The sequence below is a fragment of the Pseudomonas grimontii genome, from assembly GCF_007858185.1.
GTDB classification, from domain to species: Bacteria; Pseudomonadota; Gammaproteobacteria; order Pseudomonadales; family Pseudomonadaceae; genus Aquipseudomonas; species Aquipseudomonas grimontii.
This window is the reverse complement of record NZ_VFES01000017.1, coordinates 1-23,118: the sequence shown is the minus strand read 5'-3', so window position 1 is coordinate 23,118 and position 23,118 is coordinate 1. Positions and strand designations below refer to the sequence as shown.

The window sequence follows — 23,118 nt, the reverse complement described above, 5'->3', positions numbered from 1 at the left end:
GGTCTCAGTTCACAGCGGACGTCGCTTCGACATGACGCGGCAAGGTCACCCGAATACGGGTGCCGCGTTGGCTTTCGGTGTCAGCCGGGCTGTCGATGGTGATTTGTCCATAATGCTCTTCAACGATGGAATAGACCAGTGCAAGGCCCAGACCGGTACCTTCACCTGGGTCCTTGGTAGTGAAGAAGGGTTCGAACAATCGGTCCATGATGTTCTGTGGAATGCCGCTGCCTTCATCTTCGACGATCAGATCGACGGTATGTTCGAAAGCCTCGGTCTTGACGCGTACCGCACCACCGGCAGGGGTTGCATCGCGGGCGTTGGACAGCAGGTTGATCAGCACTTGCGCCAGGCGTTGTGAGTCGCCGTCGACCCAATGGTCGGGGTCGCACAAGTTGAAAAACTGTACTTCGAAATTGCGCCGGTTCAAGGCGAGCAGCCCAATGGCATCCTGGGCCACTTCGGCCAGGCACACCGCCTCATCCAGATTCTGATGGCCGCCGGCATGGGCGAAGCTCATCAGCGACTGCACGATGCGCGAGACGCGCTTGGTCTGTTCGAGGATCTGCCCGCTGATTTCGATGATTTCGCCGTCCTCCTCACGCTCTTCCCGCAGGTTTTGCGCGAGGCAGGCGATACCGGTGATCGGGTTGCCGATTTCGTGGGTCACGCCCGCTGCCAGGCGACCAATGCTGGCCAGGCGCTCGGAGTGCACCAGCTTGTCTTCCAGCATCTGGGTTTCAGTCAGGTCTTCGACCAGCAGCACCAGGCCGCTGTTACCGGGTGCCAGCGGTTCATCGATCGCGGCTTTGTGCAGGTTGAGCCAGCGCGTCTGGCCGTCGAGCGCCAGGTGCTGCTTGTGCAAATGCTCGTCGGGCAAATTGATAAAGCCCTGGAGCAGTTCTTTCCACGGATCGCCCAGGGTATTCAGGCGCGAGCCCACCACCCGTTGCGCAGCGATGCCGGTGAGTTCTTCCATGGCCTTGTTCCACATCAGGATCTCCTGATCCTTGGCCAGCGAACACACGCCCATCGGCAGTTCCTGCAGGGTCTGGCGGTGGTAGCGGCGCAAGGCGTCGAGTTCGGCCGCCAGGCCGGTGAGGCGTGAGTGGTAATCCTCCAGCCGGCTTTCGATGAAATGGATGTCCTCTGTCACGTAGTTTTCGCCGCCGGCCTTGTAGGGCAGAAAGGTTTCCACCATGTCCTGGGACACGCTGGGGCCCATCAGGCCGGACAGGTTGGCTTCGATGCGGTCACGCAGACGACGCAGCGCGTACGGGCGGCGCTCGTCAAAGGGCAGGTACAGGTCGCGCAACGCCTGCTCGACTTCCTTCTGAGCCGCCTTGGCGCCGAGGGGCTTGGCCAGTTGCGTGGCGAACTCCTGGGGCGAGGCCGCGTGCAGCTCGCGGCGTTGCGGGCGACGCACGTTATCCACCGCGCACGCCTCGGCGGCGCTGGTCTCTTCCGGGCTGGCATTGGTGAACAGCGAGATCAGGGTGAACATCAGTACGTTGGCGGCCAGCGAGGCAATCGCCGCCATGTGCCAACTGGTGTCGTCCAGCACGTAGATCATGTTCAGCAGCGGAATGTAGAAACCCTGCAGGTTACCGACCAATGGCAGCAGCATCGTGACGATCCATACCAGGATCCCGGCCAGCAGCCCGGCGATAAAGCCACGGCGATTGGCGGTCGGCCAGTACAGCACCGACAGCACCCCCGGCAGGAATTGCAAGGTGGCGACAAATGCGACGATGCCCAGGTTGGCCAGGTCTTGCCCGGCGCCGAGCAACAGGTAGAACCCGTAGCCGGCCATGATGATTGCGACGATCAGCGCGCGGCGTGTCCATTTCAGCCAGCGGTAGATATTGCCCTCGGCGGGCGGCTGGTACAGCGGCAGCACCAGGTGATTGAGGGCCATGCCCGAAAGGGCCAGCGTCGTGACGATAATCAGCCCGCTGGCAGCAGACAAACCGCCGACGTAAGCCAGCAGCGCCAACGCCGGGCTATTGGCGGCGATACCGATACCCAGGGTGAAATACTCGGGGTTGGTGGTGGCTCCCAGTTTCAGGCCGGCCCACAGGATCAGCGGCACCGCGAGGCTCATCAACAGCAGGAACAGCGGCAAGCCCCAGCTGGCGCTGACCAGAGAGCGCGGGTTGAGGTTCTCGGTGAAGGTCATGTGGTACATGTGCGGCATGACGATCGCCGAGGCGAAGAACACCAGCAACAGCGTGCGCCATGGGCCTTCCTGCAACGGGGTGTGCAGGGCGGCGAGGGCGGTCTGGTTTTGCAACAGCCACAGTTCCAGCTGTTGCGGGCCGTCGAACACGCCATAGAGCGCGTAGAGGCCGACGCCGCCGATGGCGATCAGCTTGATCACCGATTCGAACGCGATCGCAAATACCAGCCCTTCGTGTTTCTCGCGGGTGGCGATGTGGCGTGAGCCGAAGAAAATCGTAAACAGGCTGATCAGCGCGCAGAAGGCCAGGGCGACCCGGTGTTGCACCGGCTCGCGGGTGAGAATGCTGATGGAGTCGGCCACCGCCTGGATTTGCAGGGCCAGCAAGGGCAGCACGCCGATCAGCATGAATACCGTGGTCAATGCCCCGGCCCACGTGCTGCGGAAGCGGAAGGCGAACAGGTCGGCCAGGGACGACAGCTGATAGGTGCGGGTAATTTTCAGGATCGGGTACAGCAGCACCGGTGCCAGCAGGAACGCGCCGGACACACCCAGGTAACTGGAGAGAAAGCCGTAGCCGTATTGATAGGCCAGGCCAACGGTGCCATAGAAGGCCCAGGCGCTGGCGTACACGCCGAGGGACAAGGTGTAGGTCAACGGATGGCGAATGATCGCCCGCGGAATCATTCCGCGCTCACTGATCCAGGCGACGCCGAACAGTGCTGCCAGGTAGGCGGCGCTGATCAGCAGCATCTGGGTGAGGCTAAAGCTCATCGGCATCTTTTTGGCTCTGCAGGATGAAGGTCACGACGATCAGGATCAGCCACAGCAGATAGGGGCGATACCAGGCGCCCGTGGCGTCGATCCACCAATCCATGATGGCGGGGGAAAACAGGTAGATCCCGACGACCAGCAGCAGGACCAATCGATAGATGTACATGTTGGCCTCTGATTAAAAAACTGCGGCGATGGTAACGGATGGCTGGCAGGCTGCAAGCGCCTTCAGCTTAATTGCGCTTCGGCCAGCGTCAGTGTGCGCGGGATCTTGCTGGCATCCCAGTGCGCAATGCCCCAATCCAGCAACTCCCGTGGGCTGGCGTGAAGCAGTTCGTCGCCAGGCTGCTGGCCAAGGGCGCGCAGGGCTCTCAATAGCAACGGCGTGGCCTGGTCGGGATTCAGCGGCGGGGAGCGATAGGATTTGCCCAGCTTGTTACCGTCCGGCTGGACGATCAACGGTACGTGCAGATAGCGCGGTTGGCGCAGGCCCAGTAACTCTTGCAGGTACAACTGGCGTGGCGTGGAGTCGAGCAGGTCGGCGCCGCGCACGATATCGGTAACCCCTTGCCAGGCGTCGTCGAGCACCACCGCCAGTTGGTAGGCGTAGAGGCCATCGCGGCGACGGATGACGAAGTCGCCGACATCACGGCCAAGGTGTTGCCGGAACTCTCCCTGTACACGGTCAGTAAAGTGGTACTCCAGCTCGGGAACACGCAGGCGGATGGCGGCGTCCTGCTGGTCGTGACCGGCATTTCGGCACGCGCCTGGGTAAATCCCGTCGTAGGGCTCCAATTGTTTACGTGAACAGGTGCAGGCGTAGGCCAGGCCGTGGTTGAACATATCGTTCAGTACTTTGGCGTAGGCGTCATGCCGCTCGCTTTGTCGGACCCGTTCGCCATCCCACTCAAAGCCGTAGCTCTCCAGGGCGTGCAGGATTGCCGCCTGGGCGCCGGGCTCTTCGCGGGGAGGGTCGAGGTCTTCCATGCGCATCAGCCAGCGGCCTTGATTGGCGCGGGCGTCGAGGTAGGAGGCGAGGGCGGCGACCAGGGAACCAAAGTGCAAATGGCCGCTGGGCGTGGGGGCGAAACGCCCGATATAGGTAGAGGCAGTCATGGGCCGGATACTACTGGAAAATCGGTAAATCCCAGAAACAAAAATGGGGCGTTTGCACGCCCCATTCGTTCAGCTCGGCTTGATTACTTGCCGACCTGTTTTTCCTTGATTTCAGCCAAGGTCTTGCAGTCTACGCACAGGTCCGCAGTAGGGCGGGCTTCCAGGCGACGAATACCGATCTCGACGCCGCAGGATTCGCACCAGCCGTATTCTTCGTCTTCGATCAGTTGCAATGTCTTGTCGATTTTCTTGATCAGCTTGCGCTCGCGATCACGGGCGCGCAGTTCGAGGGCGAATTCTTCTTCCTGGCTGGCACGGTCTGCCGGGTCCGGGAAGTTGGCTGCTTCGTCCTTCATATGGTCAACCGTGCGGTCGACTTCCTGCATCAAGTCCTGCTTCCACTGCTTCAGGATTTTGGAGAAGTGCTCGCGCATGGGCTTGCCCATGTATTCCTCACCCTTCGATTCAACGTAGGGTTGGAAGCCGCTGATGTTCTGCTTTGCTTGGGTGGACATGAATAGACCGCCTCTCACTCTTCTAATCCATTGCGCAGGATTGCAACTTCACCGACACCTGCCGGCCCTGCGGCTGCAAGCGGGCGAACTTACCAGATAGATTCAGGGTGCGCCACTCCCGGTTGTCGAGGCCCGTCACGCAGGGGTTGCAAACTGCAGTCGCCCGTTGTTGCTGGGTATGTATCGTCTCGAATGTTGATTTTAGTCGTTTTGCAAGCGCTTGCCGGGTTCATCTTGGACGGCCAGGCAGGCAATAGAGCATGTTTTACCGCGAGGGTTCGGTAGAATCCTGATTTTGTCCTCACCGTTGAAGGAAGGCTAATGGCTCAGCCCTACAGTGCGCGCAGTCGCGCCATCGAACCTTTTCATGTCATGGCGTTGCTGGCGCGAGCCAATGAGCTGCAAGCGGCGGGCCATGATGTGATCCACTTGGAAATCGGCGAGCCTGATTTCACCACCGCCGAGCCGATAATCCAGGCCGGCCAGGCGGCGTTGGCCAATGGCAAAACCCGTTATACCGCGGCTCGTGGCCTGCCGGAATTGCGTGAAGCCATCAGCGGTTTCTACCAGCAACGCTACGGATTGAGCGTAGATCCCGAACGTATTCTGATCACCCCTGGTGGCTCCGGCGCATTGTTGTTGGCCAGCAGCCTGCTGGTGGATCCAGGCAAGCATTGGCTGCTGGCAGACCCGGGTTACCCGTGTAACCGGCACTTCCTGCGACTGGTGGAAGGCGCCGCGCAACTGGTGCCGGTGGGCCCTGAAGTGCGTTATCAACTGACCGCTGACCTTGTAGCCAAGCACTGGGGTCAGGACAGCGTAGGCGCTTTGGTTGCCTCTCCAGCGAATCCCACCGGTACGATCCTCACGCGCGATGAATTAGCCGGGCTTTCCGACGCAATCAAGGTGCGTAACGGCCATCTGGTGGTGGATGAGATCTATCACGGCCTGACCTACGGCACGGACGCCGCCAGCGTGCTGGAGGTCGACGATGAGGCCTTCGTCCTGAATAGTTTTTCGAAGTATTTCGGCATGACCGGCTGGCGCCTGGGGTGGCTGGTCGCCCCGCCCGCTGCGGTCGGCGAACTGGAGAAGCTGGCGCAAAACCTCTATATCAGCGCGCCCAGCATGGCCCAGTATGCGGCGCTCGCCTGCTTTACCCCGCAAACCCTGAGCATCCTGGAGGAGCGCCGTGCCGAATTTGGCCGTCGTCGCGACTTCCTGTTGCCCGCCTTGCGCGAGTTGGGCTTCGGGATTGCCGTAGAACCGGAAGGGGCGTTCTATTTGTATGCCGATATCAGTGCGTTCGGCGGAGATGCCTTCGCGTTTTGTCGCCATTTCCTCGAAACCGAGCATGTTGCATTTACACCCGGTCTGGATTTTGGTCGCTATCAAGCGGGCCATCATGTGCGCTTTGCCTACACGCAAAACCTTGATCGACTACAGGAGGCGGTGGAACGAATCCAGCGTGGCCTACGGAGCTGGCAAGGCTGATGCGCTTTTATCCTCCCCTCGAAGAAGGCCGACTGATTCGCCGCTATAAGCGCTTTCTCACCGATATCGAAACCGTTACCGGCGAGTTGTTGACTATTCACTGCCCAAACACCGGTTCGATGCTCAATTGCATGGTGGAGGGCGGGCAGGTCTGGTTCAGTCGCTCCAATGACCCTAAGCGCAAGTTGCCCGGCACCTGGGAAATTGCCGAAACGCCCCAAGGCCGCTTGGCGTGCGTTAACACGGCGCGCGCCAACCAGTTGGTCGAGGAGGCTTTAGGCGCTGGTGTGATCACCGAACTCAACGGTTTCACCGCGTTGAAGCGTGAGGTGCCTTACGGCCAGGAGAAAAGCCGTATCGACTTTCGCCTGGAATATCCACACGGCGCGGCTTATGTAGAAGTCAAAAGCGTCACGTTGGGGTTTGATGGCACCAGGGTTGCCGCCTTCCCCGATGCAGTGACCCAACGTGGTGCCAAGCACCTGCGGGAGTTGGCGCATCTGGCGCGTGAAGGGGTGCGGGCGGTGCAGTTGTATTGCGTCAACCTCTCGGGGATTGACGCTGTGCGCCCAGCGCTGGAAATCGATGCCGCTTATGGTGCGGCCTTGCGCGAGGCTAAAGCTGCCGGGGTAGAAGTGTTGGCGTATGGGGTACGCGTGACGTCCGAGGAGATTTGCGTGGATCGTCGATTAGACGTGCTGCTCGACTAGAGCTCCACCCACAGGCCCTGCTCGTCTTCGCGACCGCGCAGGGTCTTGAGGCTTTTACCTGCGCATGGGCCGGCAATGCACTCGCCGCTTTCGATCAGGAACAGCGCGCCGTGGGTGGCGCACTGGATCAGGCTGGCGCTGTCGTCAAGGAACTGATCGGGTTGCCATTCCAACGGGATGCCGCGATGGGGGCAGCGGTTGATATAGAAGTAGGCAATGCCGTCCCGGCGAACCGCCAGCAATGGGGTGCCATCAATCGTAAAACCGAGGCTGCTGTTGGGCGCGAGCGTGTCCGAGAGGCAGAGAAACTTCATTTCAATCCTTAAGTGCCTTGACGTTCAAATGCAAACAATTATCAAATGCCGGCTTCGCCCGTTAGCTGACTGGGTGCTCAGTTCGATGCCCGGCAGGGGTTATCTGTCACATCGATGAGTGCTCGAAAGGCCCTGCCCTTGGAAGGAAACCCTGTTATGCGCCTGAGTGCCAGCGCTATTGCGCTTGTTGTCGGACTGCTGGTCAACCATGGGGCGCAAGCCTCTGAACTGCCACAACGTTGGGTGAGTGCCGGTGGGGCGCTGTCGGAATGGGTCTCGGCGTTGGGCGGTGAGCCGAAGTTGGTTGGCGTGGATACCACCAGTCAGCATCCTGAATCGCTCAAGGCGTTACCAACTATTGGCTATCAGCGGCAATTGTCGGCCGAAGGCATTCTCAGCCTGCGCCCACAGGTGCTGGTGGGTACTGAAGAGATGGGGCCGCCGCCGGTGCTGGCGCAGATTCGCAGCGCGGGGGTCCAGGTGGAGATGTTCTCGGCGCAGCCGGATTTACCGACCTTGAAGGGTAATCTTCAGCACTTGGGTAAGTTGCTGGGAGATGAGGCTAAGGCCAGTGAATTGTTTGCCGGATATGAACAGGCGCTTGATCAGCAGAAAAACTGGGTCGCCAAGGCGCGGGCCTCGCAGAAGGCACCTGGCGTGTTGCTGCTGATCGGTCATGCTGGCGGCAAGCCGCTGATTGCCGGTAAGGACACGGCGGGCGATTGGGTGTTGCAGCAGGCGGGCGGGCATAACCTGGCCACGCACAGCGGTTACAAGCCGTTTTCGGTGGAGTCGTTGGCAGGGCTGAGCCCGGATGTGCTGGTGTTTGCCGACCGCGCCCTTACGGGGGACGCGGCGCGCGCGGCGTTGTTCAAGGAGAATCCGATCCTGGCTTCGACGCCGGCGGCCAAGGGTGGCCGCGTGTTCGAGCTTGACCCGACCCTGCTGGTTGGCGGGCTCGGGCCTCGTCTGCCGCAAAGTCTTGTGAAACTATCGGCCGGCTTTTTTCCGCCACAGGCTAAATCCGCCCCATGACCACTTTGGTTAAACCGAAAACGCTGTTCATCGGCCTGGCGCTGTTATGCCTGTTGGCGACCTGGCTCTCATTGGCATTGGGGCCGGTGAGCTTGCCGTTGCTGGATACGCTCAAGGCGGCATTGCGCCTGATGGGCGTGCCGATAGAGGCGCAAGGCCTGGAACAGGCTGAGTTGATCCTGGGGCAGATTCGTTTACCGCGTACGTTGCTCGGTTTGGCGGTTGGCGGCGTATTGGCGTTGTCGGGCGTGGCCATGCAAGGGTTGTTTCGCAACCCGTTGGCCGATCCGGGGTTGGTCGGGGTTTCCAGCGGGGCGGCATTGGGGGCGGCAATTGCGATTGTCGGCGGTTCGTTTTTCGGCGGGTTGCCGGATGCATTCGGGCCTTATCTGCTGTCGCTATGCGCGTTTCTTGGCGGACTGGGCGTGACTGCGCTGGTCTACCGACTGGGGCGTCGTAACGGTCAGACCAATGTGGCGACGATGCTGCTCGCCGGCATTGCGCTCACTGCACTGGCAAGCTCGGCGGTGGGTCTGTTCACCTACCTGGCGGACGACACCACCCTGCGTACCTTGACGTTCTGGAACCTTGGCAGTCTCAACGGCGCGAGCTATTCGCGGTTATGGCCCTTATTGCTGGTCAGTGCCGGTGTGGCGCTCTGGTTGCCGCGCCGGGCCAAGGCGCTGAATGCGCTGTTGCTCGGCGAGTCCGAGGCCAGTCACCTGGGGATTGATGTTGAAGGGCTCAAGCGCGAGTTGGTGTTCTGTACCGCATTAGGTGTAGGCGCTGCGGTGGCGGCGGCGGGCATGATTGGTTTTGTCGGGCTGGTGGTGCCGCATCTGGTCAGGTTGCTGGCTGGGCCTGATCACCGCGTGCTGTTGCCGGCTTCGATATTGGCGGGCGCGAGTTTGTTGCTGTTTGCCGATTTGGTCGCGCGACTGGCCTTGGCGCCGGCTGAATTGCCGATTGGTATCGTGACTGCGTTTATTGGTGCGCCGTTTTTTCTTTACCTGTTGTTACGGGGGCGTGCCTGATGCTGCGTGTTGAAGACCTACAGATCCGGCGTGGCCGCAAGGTCGTGCTGGCGGAGGTCACCCTGGAGCTGCTGCCGGGTGAAGTGCTCGGTGTGCTGGGCCCCAATGGCGCGGGTAAGAGTACGTTGCTGGGCGCGTTGTGCGGTGAGTTACATCCCGATCAGGGCAAGGTGTGGCTGGGGCAGCAGGCGTTGAAAGACTGGAGCGGTCCGCAGCGCGCGCAGCGGCTGGCGGTGTTGCCACAAACCTCGACCCTGGACTTCGCGTTCCGTGTCGAAGAGGTGGTCGGCATGGGCCGTTTGCCCCATCAGACGGGGCGCGTGCGCGATGATGAAATTATCCACGCAGCCTTGCAGGCGGCGGATGTCGCACACTTGAGTGGTCGCAGTTACTTGGCGCTTTCTGGTGGCGAGCGTCAACGTGTGCACTTGGCGCGGGTGCTGGCGCAACTATGGCCTGGTGAGGCGGGGCAGACGTTGCTGCTGGATGAACCGACATCGATGCTGGATCCCCTGCATCAACACACGACCCTGCAAGCGATTCGCACCTTTGCCGATCGTGGTGCGGCGGTGCTGGTGATCCTCCATGACCTGAACCTGGCAGCGCGCTACTGTGATCGCATTTTGCTGCTGGAGCAGGGCCGTCCCCACGCGTTGGATACACCGGCGCAGGTGCTGCGGCCCGAGCCGCTTAAGGCGGTGTTTGGTTTGGACGTATTGGTACAGCCGCACCCGGAGCGTGGGCATCCGTTAATCATTGCACGCTGAGGTGTGCTTTTTCACAGGCAAAAAAAGACCCGGCAAAAGCCGGGTCAAATAACCGTGATTAGCCTGATGAGGAGATAATCTGAGAGTCCGAACCAATGGTCTTTCAGTTATCGGCTGATCTCGCGACCAGTTGTGATAATCATAACGATTCTCATTTGAGAGTCAACAATTGTTTTTGAACGATCTCCGGTTTTCCTCAAACGCCCGTTCGAAGTGTCCATGAACATTGGGTCTTGCAGGACGATCTAATTCTTCTGGCGCGTTGAAATAGCATCCAGTTGGCGGTTCAACGCTTCCTTGCGCTCGACTGGAATGTCGTTCCAGTGCACGTCCATCAGTGCCCCTTCGATCGCATAAAGCAAAACCTTTGATGCGCGGAACCCACGAGTCCTTACGGCTCGATACGCATCGACCGCTCCCAGGCGACGCAAGTCGGATGCACTGTGGATGCCCACCGCATGCAGCCACTGCGCTGACGTCTTGCCGAGGTTTTTCAGGTGTTGCAGCTCATCGTTCATCAAGCCTCCTTGCGACGGCCGAATGGTGCGGTGGGTATCGTGACCAGGCAAGCCTGAACAGGAGTGTAGCGCTCAGTAGGAAAAGCGTAGTTCTTTGGTCCGAAACGGCCCAAAAGCTTATAAGAATGACGCGGGGATTTTGACGGCGGGGCTGGGGTGAAGCGCCCGCTACGCGTTGCGCGTAGGCGGGCTTGGGTCGAGTGTTACTTGGTGCGGTAGCGCAGTCGCGTGCCGAAATTGACCGACATGAGGATCTCATCGGCAGTCAATTCAGGCGGGAAGTAGGTGCCCGAAATCTGCGCATGGGCGAGGCTGGCGCCTTCCAGCGAGCAGTCGCGCAAATCCAGGCCGCGCAAGTCGGCGGAGCGAAAATACGCGTCGGTGAAGTCCACGCCGGTGGCGTTCAGGTCGCGCAAGTCCAGCCCACGGAAGTCGCCGCCGCGCATGTCGATAATGCCGTCTGCTGGGCGTGCCTGATTGAAGCCACGAATATCGTCTTTATGCAGGAGTGCGTAGAGCGGTGTATCTAGAAGCTTGGGCTGACTCATGAAAACGACTCCTGTTGGATTTATGACGCCATTATAGTGCCACTATTTCTTGGGCGTGCGTCCAAAGTAGATGACACGCCCAAGAAATTTTTCTTACAGGCCTGGCAGGCGCTGGCGAATTTGTGCGACCAACGCATCGAGGGTCCCGCTTTGATTGGTCTCGACGCGTTTACTCAGTAACAGTTCTTCGGCAGTCAATGGGTCGCGGTTGGCCTGCTGTTCTTCGATAACGGTCAGCGTCGCGTCGGACGGATCGTTTTTGTCGGCCTGACGTTGTGCCAACCAACTGGTGATAACGGCTTGTGGCGCGTTGCAGTCCAGGATCAGGAACGGCGCACCGGTGGCTTCGGCAACCTTGGCCGCTGCGTCGCGTTGTTCGCGTTTCAGGAAGGTGGCGTCCAGTACTACCGGGAAGCCGGCGCGCAGCACGGTATCAGCGATCTCATTCAAGCGCGCGTAGGTCTTGGCGCTGGCGTCGGATGCATAGATACCGGCCTGTGGCGTGTTTTCGACCTGCTGTTCGCCGAACATGCGCTTGCGCTCCACGTCCGAGCGCAGGCGCACAGCGCCCAATGCTTCCACCAGGCGCATGGCAACGTGGCTTTTGCCGACTGCCGAGACACCGTGGGTAATTGCCAGGAAACGCGATGGAATGGTGCTGTAGCTTTCCGCCAGGTTGGCGTAGTTGCGGTATTGGCGCAGGGTCGTGGCGCGTTGCACCGGGCTTGCTTCGCTCGGCATGCTGAACAGCGCCACCTTGGCACGTACCAGGGCGCGGTAGGCTTTGTAGAAGTTCAGCACTTCAAGGCCCTGATAATCACCGGTCAGTTCCAGGTACTGGCTGATAAAACGGCGAGCCAGGGACTTGAGGCCGCGGTCTTCCAGGTCCATGGCCAGGAAAGCGGTGTCGGCGTACACATCGGTGAAGCGAAACGGTTCGTTGAACTCGATACAGTCGAAGATCACCACGTTGCCGTCGATCAAGGTGGCATTGCCGAGGTGGATGTCACCGTGGCACTCGCGAGTGAAACCGTCGAGCTTACGCTGTGCCAGCAGCGGTTTCAGGCGCTCGAAACTGCTTTCGGCCCAGGCTTGCAGGGCTTCCAGTTGAGTCAGGTCGGCCTTGTCGCTGAGGAATGGACGGATCTGCTCGAAGTTCTGCCGTACCGGCGCCATCACTTCGTCCGGGGTGCCGGCTGCGTGGTCTTGCGGCACTTTTGGTGCGGTGAGGTGAAAGTGAGCGATCTGCCTGGCCATTTCATCAATGTGCGTGGCGGTCAGTTCGCCATTGGCTTGCAGGGTGCTGAGCAGTTGGCTTTGCGGGAACTGACGCATCTTCAGTGCGTATTCGATCACCGGGCCGTCGCCACCCAATTGCGGGGCTTCGGCAGTGCCAGTAATCGGCAACACTTCCAGATACAGATCTGTTGTCAGGCGTTGGTTGAGGCGCAGTTCTTCGTTGCAGAAGTGCCCGCGTTTCTCCAGGTCGGTGAAGTCCAGGAACCCGAAGTTCATCGGTTTTTTCAACTTATAGGCGTAGGGGCCGGTCAATACGACCCAGGAAATATGCGTTTCGATGACCTGGAACGCTTCAACCGGATGAGGGTACAAGGCCGGATTTTGCAGGGCTGCGATCAGTGACTGGCTCACGGGCGATCCTTCAGAGTCGGGGGGAAATCATGGCGCGCATTATGGCTGCTACGGGCGGTCATGCAAACCGCTGTCCGGCTCATGTTGATCATCAATAAAGTGCGTATAATCCGCCGCCATGACTCGAACCCGATCTCCCCGTTCCCGTAAAAAACCCCCTTCCCGCGGCCTGCGCCCGTGGCTTGGCTGGGCGCTCAAGCTCGGCCTGGTAGGCCTTGTGGTGCTCGCTGGCTTTGCGGTGTACCTCGATGCTGTGGTCCAGGAAAAGTTCTCTGGCAAGCGCTGGACTATCCCGGCCAAGGTGTATGCACGCCCGCTGGAATTGTTCACTGGCCAGAAGCTGAGCAAGGACGACTTCCTCACCGAACTCGACGCCCTGGGTTATCGACGCGAACCCGTGAGCAATGGTCCGGGGGCCGCTGCGGTCAGCGGCAACACCGTCGACCTCAATACCCGCGGCTTTCAGTTCTATGAAGGGCTGGAGAAAGCCCAGCCTGTGCGCGTGCGCTTCTCCGGCGACTATGTGGCCGAACTGTCCTCCCTCAACGGCTCGAAGTTGCCGGTAGTGCGCCTTGAACCGCTGATGATCGGCGGGATTTATCCGAAGAACCTTGAAGATCGCATCCTGATCAAGCTTGATCAGGTGCCGCCGTATCTACTGGAAACGTTGGTGGCTGTAGAGGACCGTGACTTTTATAGTCACTGGGGCGTTTCGCCGAAGTCGATTGCCCGTGCCATCTGGGTAAATACGTCCGGCGGCAAGATGACCCAGGGCGGCAGTACGCTGACCCAGCAGTTGGTGAAGAACTTCTACCTGACCAACGAGCGCAGCCTGACCCGTAAGCTCACCGAAGCCATGATGGCGATGCTGCTTGAACTGCACTACAGCAAGCAGGAGATCCTTGAGGCGTACCTCAACGAGGTCTTCGTCGGCCAGGATGGCCAGCGCGCGGTGCACGGCTTCGGCTTGGCCAGCCAGTTCTTCTTCGGTCAACCGCTGTCCGAGTTGAAGCTGCATCAAGTGGCCTTGTTGGTGGGCATGGTCAAGGGGCCTTCCTACTACAACCCGCGTCGCAATCCGGAGCGGGCGCTGGAGCGGCGTAACCTGGTGCTCGATGTGCTTGAACAGCAAGGTGTCGCCACGGCGGAACAAGTTGCTGCGGCGAAGAAAATGCCACTGGGTGTGACAACCCGCGGGAAGTTGGCGGACAGTTCGTTCCCAGGCTTTATCGATCTGGTAAAGCGCCAGTTGCGTGAAGACTATCGCGACGAAGACTTGACCGAAGAAGGCCTGCGGATCTTCACCAGCTTCGACCCGATTCTGCAGATGAAGGCAGAAGCGTCGGTCAACGACACGTTCAAGCGCCTGACGGGCCGTAAGGGCTCCGATGAAGTAGAAGCCGCAATGGTGGTGACCAACCCGGAAACCGGTGAAGTCCAGGCCATGATCGGCAGTCGCCAGGCCAGTTTCGCCGGTTTCAACCGCGCACTGGATGCCGTGCGGCCGATCGGCTCGCTGGTCAAGCCGGCGGTCTATCTGACGGCATTGGAAAAGCCGAGCAAATACACCCTCACCAGTTGGCTGTCGGATGACCCGCTGTCGGTCAAAGGGGGCGACGGCCAGGTTTGGACGCCGCAGAACTTTGATCGCCGCTCCCACGGCACGGTGTTCCTGTATCAGGGTTTGGCCCATTCCTACAACATTTCCACGTCTCGGCTCGGCTTGGAGGTTGGCGTGCCGAATGTCCTCAAGACACTGGCTCGCCTGGGCATCACCCGCGAATTCCCGGCCTTTCCCTCGATTCTGCTGGGTGCTGGCGCCATGACGCCGATTGAAGTGGCGACCATGTACCAGACCCTCGCCAACGGTGGCTTCAACACCCCGATGCGCGGGATCCGCAGTGTACTGACTGCAGAGGGTGAGCCGCTCAAGCGCTATCCGTTCCAGATTCAGCAACGTTTCGATGCGGGCTCCATCTATCTGATCCAGAACGCCATGCAGCGTGTGATGCGTGAAGGTACCGGTAGCTCGGTCTATAAGGTTTTGCCTTCCAACCTGACACTGGCGGGTAAGACCGGTACCAGTAACGACTCGCGTGACAGCTGGTTCGCAGGTTTCGGCCAGGATGTGCTCGCAGTGGTGTGGCTGGGTCGTGACGATAATGGCAAGACGCCGTTTACCGGTGCCACCGGCGCATTGCAGGTCTGGACCAGTTTCATGCGCAAGGCCGACCCGCTGCCGTTGAACATGCCGCAGCCGGATAACATCGTGCAGGCCTGGATTGATCCGCATACCGGCCAGGGCTCCGATGCCAACTGTCCGGGCGCGGTGCAGATGCCGTATATTCGCGGCAGCGAACCACCACCCGGTGCTGCGTGCGGTGGCGGTGCCCCTGCAGATGCGGAATCGGTGATGGATTGGGTCAAGGGCTGGATGAATTAAGCAAAGAGGGTTTCAAGTGAACAAGTGGTGGATTCCAGCTATTACAGCTCTGGCTTTGCTCGGCGGTTGCTCCAGCGTACAGCGCGGCTCTATTCCTGTGGTGGATTCGAGTACAGCTGTCTCCAATAATGACCGGATCTCGGCCAATGGCGGTTTCCGCCAAACCGTGACCAACCGTCCGGCCCAGGCCAAGCCTCAGGCCGTGCCGCAGGATTCGGGTGTGGTCGTGATGGTGCCGGGTGGCGGTGCTGCTACCGCGGCGCCAATCAGTGCCGAACCTTGGACGCCTGGGCCAAGCACCTCAGGGCCGATCGATTCCGCGCCGATGCAGACCGCGCCGATCAACCAGGGCACCTACAACATGCCGTCGACACCGAGTGGCATTCCATCGTCCTCCAGTGCTGGCGGTTTGTCAGCTGACGAGCAATTGGATGGCCCGGTGCTGGCGTTGCTGACCACTGCCCAGCAACAGCAGGCGGGTGGTGACTTGAATGGTGCGTCGTCGAGCCTTGAGCGGGCCCAGCGTGTTGCGCCACGTGAACCGCAAGTGCTGTATCGCCTGGCACAAGTTCGTATGGCCCAGGGCGATGCGCCGCAGGCTGAGCAATTTGCCCGTCGTGGCCTGACCCTGGCCAACGGTCGTCCTGATCTGCAAGCCAGTCTGTGGGCCTTGATTGGTGATGCGCGCGCCGCACAAGGTGACGCGGCCGGCGCTGCCCAGGCTCGGCAAAAAGCCAAGGTCAGCCTCTGATGGATGCACGGTTTCCAGCGATTGCCGAACAGTTATTGTTGATCGAGCGCGAATTGCGCGTGCAGGGCTGGTGGGATGAGGTGTCCCCCAGCACCGAGGCGCTCAGCAGCGTCGAGCCGTTTGCGGTCGACACACTGGACTTCCACCAGTGGTTGCAATGGATCTTCCTGGTGCGCATGAAACAGATCCTCGAACAGGACCTGCCGTTGCCCAATGCTTCAGGCATTCTCGAAATGGCCGAGATGGTCTATGCCGATCGGCCGCGAGAGAGCCTTGGCTTGCGTAATGCGCTGAAAAAGTTCGATCAACTGATCGTCGACGCTCGTTAATTGCCTGGCTGCCGGTTTTTCCGGCAGTCTTGCGCACATTTCTACCGCTTGACGACATTCAGGCGAGTTTTATCCCTCATCAAAGCCCTTTCTTCTACGTTCTCATGCGCTTAGTTGGAAAAAAGCGCAATTATTGCTTGACTTGAGAGGCCTGAAACAGAAGAATCCAAAGTCCGCTGTATCGGGACTGCCAGAAGCAGGCCCGCTCAGCAGATCATGAGGCGCACATCCGCGCCGACCTGTTACACCCGCAACGCGTTACCTCGCGCTGGGTGGGAAAAGCCCGCAACACTTGGGACGATCCCAATACTTGCTCAGTCAGTGCTGACGTAGTCGGCGACCACCGTCGCTCATGCTCTGTTGAGAAGTAAACCTATTAAGACCCGTCGGTTTTCAACGGACGGTATTCTGGCGTTTTAGAGGTGAACAACGTGGAGCTTTTATCTGGCGGTGAGATGCTCGTCCGCTTTTTGCGTGACGAAGGCGTCGACTATATCTACGGGTACCCAGGTGGTGCTCTGCTGCATGTTTACGACGCACTGTTCAAGGAACCGGCTGTTACCCACATCCTGGTTCGCCACGAACAAGCCGCGACCCATATGGCTGACGGTTATGCCCGTGCCACCGGTAAAGCCGGTGTGGTACTGGTAACGTCCGGCCCAGGCGCAACCAATGCCATTACTGGCATCGCGACTGCTTATATGGACTCCATCCCGATGGTGATCATTTCCGGCCAGGTGCCAAGCACCATGGTGGGGACCGATGCGTTCCAGGAAACCGACATGATCGGTATCTCCAGGCCGATCGTGAAACACAGCTTCATGATCAAGCATGCGTCGGAGATCCCGGACGTTATGAAAAAGGCCTTCTACCTCGCGCAGTCCGGTCGCCCGGGCCCTGTCGTGGTCGATATCCCGAAAGACATGACCAACCCGGCTGAGAAGTTCGAATACGTCTTCCCTAAAAAAGCCAAGCTGCGCTCCTACAGCCCGGCTGTTCGCGGGCACTCGGGGCAAATCCGCAAGGCGGCAGAAATGCTCCTGGCAGCCAAGCGGCCTGTGTTGTACTCGGGTGGTGGCGTGATTCTGGGCGGTGGTTCCGCACCGCTGACCGAACTGGCCAAGCTGCTCAACCTGCCGGTAACCAACACCCTGATGGGCCTTGGCGCATTTCCGGGTACGGACCGTCAGTTCGTGGGCATGCTGGGCATGCACGGTAGCTACACCGCCAACCTGACCATGCACCACGCCGATGTGATCCTGGCAGTGGGCGCGCGTTTTGATGACCGTGTGATCAACGGCGCGAGCAAGTTCTGCCCGAATGCCAAGATTATCCATATCGACATCGACCCGGCGTCCATCTCCAAGACCATCAAGGCCGATGTGCCGATCGTAGGTCCTGTGGAAAGTGTATTGACCGAAATGGTCGCTGCGCTCAAGGACATCGGGCAGACGCCGAACAAGGAATCCGTTGCCAGCTGGTGGAAGCAGATCGACGAATGGCGTGGTGACCGTGGCCTGTTCCCTTACGACAAGGGCGACGGCAGCATCATCAAGCCACAAACCGTGATCGAGACCCTTTGCGAAGTGACCAAGGGTGACGCCTTTGTGACCTCCGATGTGGGCCAACACCAGATGTTCGCCGCGCAGTACTACAAGTTCGACAAGCCTAACCGCTGGATCAACTCCGGTGGCCTGGGCACGATGGGCTTTGGTTTCCCAGCAGCCATGGGTGTGAAACTGAGTTTCCCGGACTCTGACGTCGCGTGCGTCACCGGTGAAGGCAGCATTCAGATGAATATCCAGGAACTGTCGACGTGCCTGCAGTACGGTCTTCCCGTGAAGATTGTCTGCTTGAACAACGGTGTGCTGGGCATGGTTCGTCAGTGGCAGGACATGAGCTACGGTAGCCGTCACTCCCATTCCTACATGGAATCGTTGCCGGATTTCATCAAGTTGGTTGAAGCCTATGGCCACGTTGGCATTCGCATCACTGATCTGAAAGATCTGAAGCCGAAGATGGAAGAAGCGTTCGCCATGAAGGACCGCCTGGTGTTCCTCGATATTCAGGTGGATACCAGCGAGCACGTCTACCCGATGCAGATCAAAGACGGCTCCATGCGCGATATGTGGCTGAACAAGACGGAGCGTACTTAATCATGCGGCACATTATCTCCCTGCTTCTGGAGAACGAACCCGGCGCTCTGTCTCGTGTTGTCGGCTTGTTTTCGCAACGCAACTACAATATCGAAAGCCTGACCGTGGCACCGACCGAAGACCCGACTTTGTCGCGCCTGACGTTGACCACCGTGGGTCACGATGAGGTGATCGAGCAAATCACCAAGAACCTCAACAAGCTGATCGAAGTGGTCAAGCTGGTCGATCTGTCGGAGAGTGCCCACATCGAGCGCGAGCTGATGTTGGTTAAAGTCAAGGCAACGGGTGCCCAGCGTGCCGAGATCAAGCGCACTACCGATATTTATCGCGGGCAGATCGTTGATGTGAGCGCCAGCGTTTATACCGTTCAACTGACCGGTACGAGCGACAAGCTGGACAGCTTCATCCAGTCGATCGGGACGGCCTCGATTCTGGAAACGGTACGCAGTGGTGTCACCGGGATTGCCCGTGGCGACAAAGTACTCAGCATCTAAACCAAATTAGTGAATGGCCTTACGGCCTGGATATATAGAGGAACCTCATGAAAGTTTATTACGATAAAGATTGTGACCTGTCGATCATCCAGGGCAAGAAAGTCGCCATCATCGGCTACGGCTCCCAGGGTCACGCGCAAGCTTGCAACCTGAAAGACTCCGGCGTTGACGTGACTGTTGGCCTGCGTAAAGGCTCGGCCACCGTTGCCAAAGCCGAAGCCCACGGCCTGAAAGTGACTGACGTTGCTTCCGCCGTTGCTGCTGCCGACCTGGTCATGATCCTGACCCCGGACGAGTTCCAGTCCGCGCTGTACAAGAACGAAATCGAACCGAACATCAAGAAGGGCGCCACCCTGGCCTTCTCCCACGGCTTCGCGATCCACTACAACCAGGTTGTGCCGCGCGCTGACCTCGACGTGATCATGATCGCGCCGAAAGCACCGGGCCACACCGTACGTTCCGAGTTCGTCAAAGGCGGCGGCATCCCTGACCTGATCGCGATCTACCAGGACGCTTCGGGCAACGCCAAGAACGTTGCACTGTCCTACGCCGCAGGCGTTGGTGGTGGTCGTACCGGCATCATCGAAACCACCTTCAAGGACGAGACCGAAACTGACCTGTTCGGCGAGCAAGCCGTTCTGTGCGGCGGTACCGTTGAGCTGGTTAAAGCCGGTTTCGAAACCCTGGTTGAAGCTGGCTACGCGCCGGAAATGGCCTACTTCGAATGCCTGCACGAACTGAAGTTGATCGTTGATCTCATGTACGAAGGCGGTATCGCCAACATGAACTACTCGATCTCCAACAACGCCGAATACGGCGAGTACGTGACTGGTCCGGAAGTCATCAACGCCGAGTCCCGCCAGGCTATGCGCAACGCCCTGAAACGTATTCAGGATGGCGAGTACGCGAAGATGTTCATCAGCGAAGGTGCTACCGGCTACCCTTCGATGACCGCCAAGCGTCGTAACAACGCTGCTCACGGTATCGAAGTCATCGGCGAGCAACTGCGCTCCATGATGCCGTGGATCGGTGCCAACAAGATCGTCGACAAAGCCAAAAACTAAGTCGTACGTATCAACAAAAAACGCGGCTTAGGCCGCGTTTTTTCGTTTGAGGGGCGGGTTCTGGTATAAAGCTGCATCGTTTGCGGGCGAACACTCGCCGCAAGTATTGGTCGAATTTTTTTCACACCGTTGCAAGGTAAAGTCCATGAGCGAACGTCCCGAAGAGCCAAGCCAGGCTTCTGACGCCGAAAGCCTGCTACCGATCGATGAACATGTCGAAGAAGGGCATGACGCTGAAGGCCGCAAGGTCCGGCATCGTGGCATCTATTTGCTGCCCAATCTGTTCACTACGGCAAACTTGTTTGCCGGGTTCTATTCCATCATCAACTCAATGAGTGCCCAAAGCGCCCTGGCGGCGGGTGATGCGGCGAGCGCCAGCAAGTATTTCGGCTTTGCTGCCATCGCAATCTTCGTGGCCATGGTGCTGGACGGCCTTGATGGTCGCGTGGCGCGCATGACCAACACCCAAAGCGCCTTCGGTGCCGAGTATGACTCACTATCGGACATGGTTGCCTTCGGTGTTGCGCCTGCACTGCTGGCCTTCGCCTGGGCGCTGGGTGATATGGGCAAGGTTGGCTGGATGGTCGCCTTCATCTATGTCGCGGGTGCGGCGTTGCGTCTGGCGCGCTTCAATACCCAGGTGGGTACTGCTGACAAACGTTACTTCATTGGTCTGGCCAGTCCGGCGGCAGCGGGCGTGGTGGCGGGTATCGTCTGGGCGTTCAGTGACTACGGCATCCAGGGTTCGAAAATGTCGTTCCTGGTGGCGTTGATGGTTGCTGCGGCCGGTATGCTGATGGTCAGCAACATCAAGTACAACAGCTTCAAGGAGCTTGATCTCAAAGGGCGTGTGCCTTTCGTGGCGATCCTGGCAGTGGTGTTGGTGTTTGCAGTGGTCTTCAGTGACCCTCCTCGGATTCTGCTATTGGCCTTCCTGGTCTACGCCGCTTCGGGGCCGATTCAGTACTTGCTGCATATGCGTCGGGACAAAACGTTGCCTTAATGTAATTTCCCCCATACTCCGCAGTCTATTGGTGCATCAGTTCTCCAATGCTGCGGAGTTGCCATGTTAATCAAATTGCCCAAAGCGTCCGATTGCCAAGAGTCGGATGTCACGCCTGAATCCTTCTATCTTTCTCGCCGTAGCTTGCTCGGTGGTGCGCTTGCCGGCATTGCTGCCAGCAGCTTGCCGCGTTGGGCCGGTGCCGACGAGGTCGCGCGTTATCCCGATGTTGAGCCTGGCAAGGCGCCCAATTGGTTTGCCGAAAAATTGCCGGCAACGAAATGGCAGGCGGTGACGGTCAAGGATGAGTCCATCACCCCGTTCAAGGACGCAACCCACTACAACAACTTCTATGAGTTCGGTACAGACAAGGGTGATCCTGCGAAAAATGCAGGCTCGCTGCAGACCGAGCCCTGGAGTGTGGTGATTGATGGTGAGGTTGCAAAGCCGGGGCGTTATGCCCTTGAAGACTTCATGAAGCCCTATCAATTAGAAGAGCGGATCTATCGTTTGCGCTGTGTCGAGGCGTGGTCGATGGTCATTCCGTGGATGGGTTTTCCGATCTCGGCCTTGCTCAAGCAGGTTGAGCCGACCTCCAAGGCCAAATACATCCGCTTTGAAACCCTCCAGGATGCCAAGAGCATGCCTGGGCAGCGTTCGAGTTTTGGCTTGATCGACTGGCCTTATGTAGAAGGCTTGCGCCTGGATGAAGCGATGAACCCTTTGGCGATTCTTGCCGTTGGCATGTATGGGCGCGAGTTGCCCAATCAGAACGGTGCACCGTTACGTCTGGTCGTGCCTTGGAAGTACGGTTTCAAGAGTGTGAAATCCATCGTGCGTATCAGTCTTGTGAGCGAGCAGCCAAAAACCACTTGGCAGAGTATCGCGGCGGATGAGTATGGCTTCTATGCGAATGTGAACCCTACGGTGGATCATCCCCGCTGGACCCAGGCGCGGGAGCGCCGTCTGCCAAGTGGCCTGTTCAGTCCCAATGTGCGTGAGACGCAGATGTTTAATGGCTACTCGGATGAGGTTGCCTCTTTATATACAGGCCTCGACCTGCGGAAGAACTACTGATGCGTTACCCCGTCTGGCGCATTGGCGTTTTTATAGCTGCGGCAGTGTGGCCACTGTTATGGCTATATGAGGCGTGGAGTTTTGCCTTGGGGCCAGATCCAGGCAAGGTGTTGGTTGATCGGCTTGGCCTGGGTACTTTGATCCTCTTGCTGATTACCCTCGGAATGACGCCGTTGCAGAAACTGAGCGGTTGGGCGGGGTGGATCGCGGTGCGCCGGCAGCTTGGATTGTGGTGCTTTGCTTATGTAGTGCTGCATTTGGCGGCCTATTGTGTGTTTGTCCTGGGGTTGGATTGGACGCAGTTGGGGGTAGAGTTGCGTAAGCGGCCTTACATTCTTGTGGGGGCGCTAGGGTTCTTGTCTTTGTTGGTGTTGGCGGTTACGTCTAATCGCTATAGCCAGCGCCGACTGGGTAGTCGTTGGAAGAAGCTGCATCGCCTGGTGTATGTGATTCTCGGGCTTGGACTGCTGCATATGTTGTGGATCGTGCGGGCTGATCTGAAGGAATGGGCTATCTATGCTTCTATAGGTGCACTGCTTCTGGTGTTGCGTGTACCGCCAGTAGCGCGCCGAATCCCCCGACTTATTACTAAAAAAGCACCCTCTGCAACAAAAGCGTAATTAACGCTTGACCGCAGATTCTGGAAGTCTATAATTCGCCCCACTTCCGGCGCAGTCGAAACGTAAAACTCCTTGGTAAACAAAGAGTTATTCAGGATTAGACAGTGACTTGCTTCAGTTCATCGAAGCCCAGAAGAAGTTGATGGGGTCGTGTTGTTTGACGCTATTAACGATTCGATCTTCTCGGTCGAAAGCGCAGAAAAAGAGGTGTTGACAGCAGCGTGTAACGCTGTAGAATTCGCCTCCCGCTAACGAGAGATCGGAAGCGCAAGTGGTTGAAGTTGTTGAAGAAATCTTCGAAAGCTTCTGAAAATAATCACTTGACAGCAAATGAGGCTGCTGTAGAATGCGCGCCTCGGTTGAGACGAAAGATCTTAACCAACCGCTCTTTAACAACTGAATCAAGCAATTCGTGTGGGTGCTTGTGGAGTCAGACTGATAGTCAACAAGATTATCAGCATCACAAGTTACTCCGCGAGAAATCAAAGAATAACCAACGATTGCTGAGCCAAGTTTAGGGTTTCTTA

23 protein-coding genes are annotated in these 23,118 nt (G+C 58.7%); 14 read left to right on the top strand and 9 right to left on the bottom strand.

The window, feature by feature from the left end:
* Nucleotides 1-4: 4 nt before the first annotated feature.
* The 4 genes from FIV39_RS23845 to dksA form a co-directional block, all read right to left on the bottom strand.
* Nucleotides 5-2,959, bottom strand: coding sequence for a sensor histidine kinase (locus tag FIV39_RS23845; RefSeq protein WP_167361081.1), 2,955 nt, complete (start codon nt 2,957-2,959; stop codon nt 5-7).
* Complete coding sequence (locus FIV39_RS23840; protein ID WP_003176118.1) at nt 2,943-3,119, bottom strand: hypothetical protein; 177 nt, start codon at nt 3,117-3,119, stop codon at nt 2,943-2,945. Before FIV39_RS23840 ends, FIV39_RS23845 begins: the two co-directional genes overlap by 17 nt.
* Nucleotides 3,120-3,181: 62 nt before the next feature.
* Nucleotides 3,182-4,069, bottom strand: coding sequence for a tRNA glutamyl-Q(34) synthetase GluQRS (gene gluQRS / locus FIV39_RS23835; protein WP_090399783.1), 888 nt, complete (start codon nt 4,067-4,069; stop codon nt 3,182-3,184).
* An 83-nt stretch (nt 4,070-4,152) separates the two neighbouring features.
* Entirely contained in the window at nt 4,153-4,584 is a 432-nt protein-coding gene (gene dksA, locus FIV39_RS23830; RefSeq protein WP_053137742.1) for an RNA polymerase-binding protein DksA, read from the bottom strand.
* Between the two features lie 321 nt (nt 4,585-4,905).
* Between dksA and FIV39_RS23825 the strand changes: the two genes are divergently transcribed.
* Nucleotides 4,906-6,078 (top strand): pyridoxal phosphate-dependent aminotransferase, encoded by a 1,173-nt coding sequence (locus FIV39_RS23825; protein WP_090399785.1) that lies wholly within the window; start codon nt 4,906-4,908, stop codon nt 6,076-6,078.
* On the top strand, nt 6,078-6,788 hold the full coding sequence (gene sfsA, locus FIV39_RS23820; protein WP_090399786.1) for a DNA/RNA nuclease SfsA: 711 nt from the start codon (nt 6,078-6,080) through the stop codon (nt 6,786-6,788). Before FIV39_RS23825 ends, sfsA begins: the two co-directional genes overlap by 1 nt.
* On the opposite strand, the gene FIV39_RS23815 is transcribed toward sfsA, so the two are convergent.
* A complete protein-coding gene (locus FIV39_RS23815) occupies nt 6,785-7,102 on the bottom strand; it encodes a Rieske (2Fe-2S) protein (RefSeq protein WP_090399788.1) in 318 nt (105 codons plus the stop codon). The two genes, sfsA and FIV39_RS23815, sit on opposite strands and share 4 nt — an antisense overlap.
* A gap of 156 nt (nt 7,103-7,258) precedes the next feature.
* On the opposite strand from FIV39_RS23815, the gene FIV39_RS23810 reads away from it, so the two are divergent.
* From FIV39_RS23810 to FIV39_RS23800, 3 genes are read left to right on the top strand one after another with little or no spacing between them, the layout of a single operon-like run.
* Entirely contained in the window at nt 7,259-8,137 is an 879-nt protein-coding gene (locus tag FIV39_RS23810) for a heme/hemin ABC transporter substrate-binding protein (protein ID WP_090399789.1), read from the top strand.
* Nucleotides 8,138-8,187: 50 nt separating this feature from the next.
* On the top strand, nt 8,188-9,171 hold the full coding sequence (locus FIV39_RS23805) for a FecCD family ABC transporter permease (RefSeq protein WP_186731552.1): 984 nt from the start codon (nt 8,188-8,190) through the stop codon (nt 9,169-9,171).
* Nucleotides 9,171-9,938 carry a heme ABC transporter ATP-binding protein gene (locus FIV39_RS23800; RefSeq protein WP_090399793.1) on the top strand — a complete coding sequence of 256 codons (768 nt, stop codon included), beginning with the start codon at nt 9,171-9,173 and terminating at the stop codon, nt 9,936-9,938. The genes FIV39_RS23805 and FIV39_RS23800 overlap by 1 nt, the downstream gene beginning before the upstream one ends.
* A 245-nt stretch (nt 9,939-10,183) precedes the next feature.
* On the opposite strand, the gene FIV39_RS23795 is transcribed toward FIV39_RS23800, so the two are convergent.
* From FIV39_RS23795 to FIV39_RS23785, 3 genes are all read right to left on the bottom strand, one after another.
* Nucleotides 10,184-10,456 carry a TfoX/Sxy family protein gene (locus tag FIV39_RS23795; protein ID WP_032884753.1) on the bottom strand — a complete coding sequence of 91 codons (273 nt, stop codon included), beginning with the start codon at nt 10,454-10,456 and terminating at the stop codon, nt 10,184-10,186.
* Nucleotides 10,457-10,659: 203 nt separating this feature from the next.
* Nucleotides 10,660-11,004 (bottom strand): pentapeptide repeat-containing protein, encoded by a 345-nt coding sequence (locus tag FIV39_RS23790; protein ID WP_090399796.1) that lies wholly within the window; start codon nt 11,002-11,004, stop codon nt 10,660-10,662.
* Nucleotides 11,005-11,097: 93 nt separating this feature from the next.
* Nucleotides 11,098-12,654, bottom strand: coding sequence for a bifunctional aminoglycoside phosphotransferase/ATP-binding protein (locus FIV39_RS23785; RefSeq protein ID WP_090399798.1), 1,557 nt, complete (start codon nt 12,652-12,654; stop codon nt 11,098-11,100).
* A 118-nt stretch (nt 12,655-12,772) separates the two neighbouring features.
* On the opposite strand from FIV39_RS23785, the gene mrcB reads away from it, so the two are divergent.
* From mrcB to msrQ, 9 genes are all read left to right on the top strand, one after another.
* Entirely contained in the window at nt 12,773-15,097 is a 2,325-nt protein-coding gene (gene mrcB, locus FIV39_RS23780; RefSeq protein WP_090399800.1) for a penicillin-binding protein 1B, read from the top strand.
* A 16-nt stretch (nt 15,098-15,113) separates the two neighbouring features.
* The gene (locus tag FIV39_RS23775; protein WP_090399802.1) at nt 15,114-15,848 is read left to right on the top strand and encodes a tetratricopeptide repeat protein; all 735 of its coding nucleotides are present in this window, start codon (nt 15,114-15,116) and stop codon (nt 15,846-15,848) included.
* Entirely contained in the window at nt 15,848-16,177 is a 330-nt protein-coding gene (locus FIV39_RS23770) for a YqcC family protein (RefSeq protein ID WP_090399804.1), read from the top strand. The genes FIV39_RS23775 and FIV39_RS23770 overlap by 1 nt, the downstream gene beginning before the upstream one ends.
* 431 nt (nt 16,178-16,608) lie before the next feature.
* A complete protein-coding gene (locus tag FIV39_RS23765) occupies nt 16,609-18,333 on the top strand; it encodes an acetolactate synthase 3 large subunit (protein ID WP_090399826.1) in 1,725 nt (574 codons plus the stop codon).
* Between the two features lie 2 nt (nt 18,334-18,335).
* Nucleotides 18,336-18,827 carry an acetolactate synthase small subunit gene (gene ilvN / locus FIV39_RS23760; RefSeq protein ID WP_003176102.1) on the top strand — a complete coding sequence of 164 codons (492 nt, stop codon included), beginning with the start codon at nt 18,336-18,338 and terminating at the stop codon, nt 18,825-18,827.
* Between the two features lie 47 nt (nt 18,828-18,874).
* Nucleotides 18,875-19,891, top strand: coding sequence for a ketol-acid reductoisomerase (gene ilvC, locus FIV39_RS23755; protein WP_003176099.1), 1,017 nt, complete (start codon nt 18,875-18,877; stop codon nt 19,889-19,891).
* Between the two features lie 145 nt (nt 19,892-20,036).
* Complete coding sequence (gene pssA, locus FIV39_RS23750) at nt 20,037-20,894, top strand: CDP-diacylglycerol--serine O-phosphatidyltransferase (RefSeq protein WP_027605398.1); 858 nt, start codon at nt 20,037-20,039, stop codon at nt 20,892-20,894.
* A gap of 63 nt (nt 20,895-20,957) precedes the next feature.
* Complete coding sequence (gene msrP / locus FIV39_RS23745) at nt 20,958-21,971, top strand: protein-methionine-sulfoxide reductase catalytic subunit MsrP (protein WP_090399807.1); 1,014 nt, start codon at nt 20,958-20,960, stop codon at nt 21,969-21,971.
* Nucleotides 21,971-22,591: a protein-methionine-sulfoxide reductase heme-binding subunit MsrQ gene (gene msrQ, locus FIV39_RS23740; RefSeq protein WP_090399809.1), complete on the top strand. Its 621-nt coding sequence runs from the start codon at nt 21,971-21,973 to the stop codon at nt 22,589-22,591. The genes msrP and msrQ overlap by 1 nt, the downstream gene beginning before the upstream one ends.
* Nucleotides 22,592-22,705: 114 nt before the next feature.
* On the opposite strand, the gene FIV39_RS33215 is transcribed toward msrQ, so the two are convergent.
* A partial coding sequence (locus FIV39_RS33215; RefSeq protein WP_261385468.1) for a hypothetical protein occupies nt 22,706-23,118 on the bottom strand: 413 nt, incomplete at its 5' end.

Bases quoted from the DNA above. Each gene is read 5' to 3' on its own strand.
- ilvC (WP_003176099.1), top strand. From the start codon at position 18,875: ATGAAAGTTTATTACGATAAAGATTGTGACCTGTCGATCATCCAGGGC.
- FIV39_RS23770 (WP_090399804.1), top strand. From the start codon at position 15,848: ATGGATGCACGGTTTCCAGCGATTGCCGAACAGTTATTGTTGATCGAG.
- FIV39_RS23800 (WP_090399793.1), top strand. From the start codon at position 9,171: ATGCTGCGTGTTGAAGACCTACAGATCCGGCGTGGCCGCAAGGTCGTG.
- FIV39_RS23845 (WP_167361081.1), bottom strand. From the start codon at position 2,959: ATGCCGATGAGCTTTAGCCTCACCCAGATGCTGCTGATCAGCGCCGCC.
- FIV39_RS23795 (WP_032884753.1), bottom strand. From the start codon at position 10,456: ATGAACGATGAGCTGCAACACCTGAAAAACCTCGGCAAGACGTCAGCG.
- FIV39_RS23815 (WP_090399788.1), bottom strand. From the start codon at position 7,102: ATGAAGTTTCTCTGCCTCTCGGACACGCTCGCGCCCAACAGCAGCCTC.
- gluQRS (WP_090399783.1), bottom strand. From the start codon at position 4,069: ATGACTGCCTCTACCTATATCGGGCGTTTCGCCCCCACGCCCAGCGGC.
- sfsA (WP_090399786.1), top strand. From the start codon at position 6,078: ATGCGCTTTTATCCTCCCCTCGAAGAAGGCCGACTGATTCGCCGCTAT.
- FIV39_RS23790 (WP_090399796.1), bottom strand. From the start codon at position 11,004: ATGAGTCAGCCCAAGCTTCTAGATACACCGCTCTACGCACTCCTGCAT.
- msrQ (WP_090399809.1), top strand. From the start codon at position 21,971: ATGCGTTACCCCGTCTGGCGCATTGGCGTTTTTATAGCTGCGGCAGTG.
- FIV39_RS23810 (WP_090399789.1), top strand. From the start codon at position 7,259: ATGCGCCTGAGTGCCAGCGCTATTGCGCTTGTTGTCGGACTGCTGGTC.
- pssA (WP_027605398.1), top strand. From the start codon at position 20,037: ATGAGCGAACGTCCCGAAGAGCCAAGCCAGGCTTCTGACGCCGAAAGC.
- dksA (WP_053137742.1), bottom strand. From the start codon at position 4,584: ATGTCCACCCAAGCAAAGCAGAACATCAGCGGCTTCCAACCCTACGTT.
- FIV39_RS23840 (WP_003176118.1), bottom strand. From the start codon at position 3,119: ATGTACATCTATCGATTGGTCCTGCTGCTGGTCGTCGGGATCTACCTG.
- ilvN (WP_003176102.1), top strand. From the start codon at position 18,336: ATGCGGCACATTATCTCCCTGCTTCTGGAGAACGAACCCGGCGCTCTG.
- FIV39_RS23825 (WP_090399785.1), top strand. From the start codon at position 4,906: ATGGCTCAGCCCTACAGTGCGCGCAGTCGCGCCATCGAACCTTTTCAT.
- mrcB (WP_090399800.1), top strand. From the start codon at position 12,773: ATGACTCGAACCCGATCTCCCCGTTCCCGTAAAAAACCCCCTTCCCGC.
- msrP (WP_090399807.1), top strand. From the start codon at position 20,958: ATGTTAATCAAATTGCCCAAAGCGTCCGATTGCCAAGAGTCGGATGTC.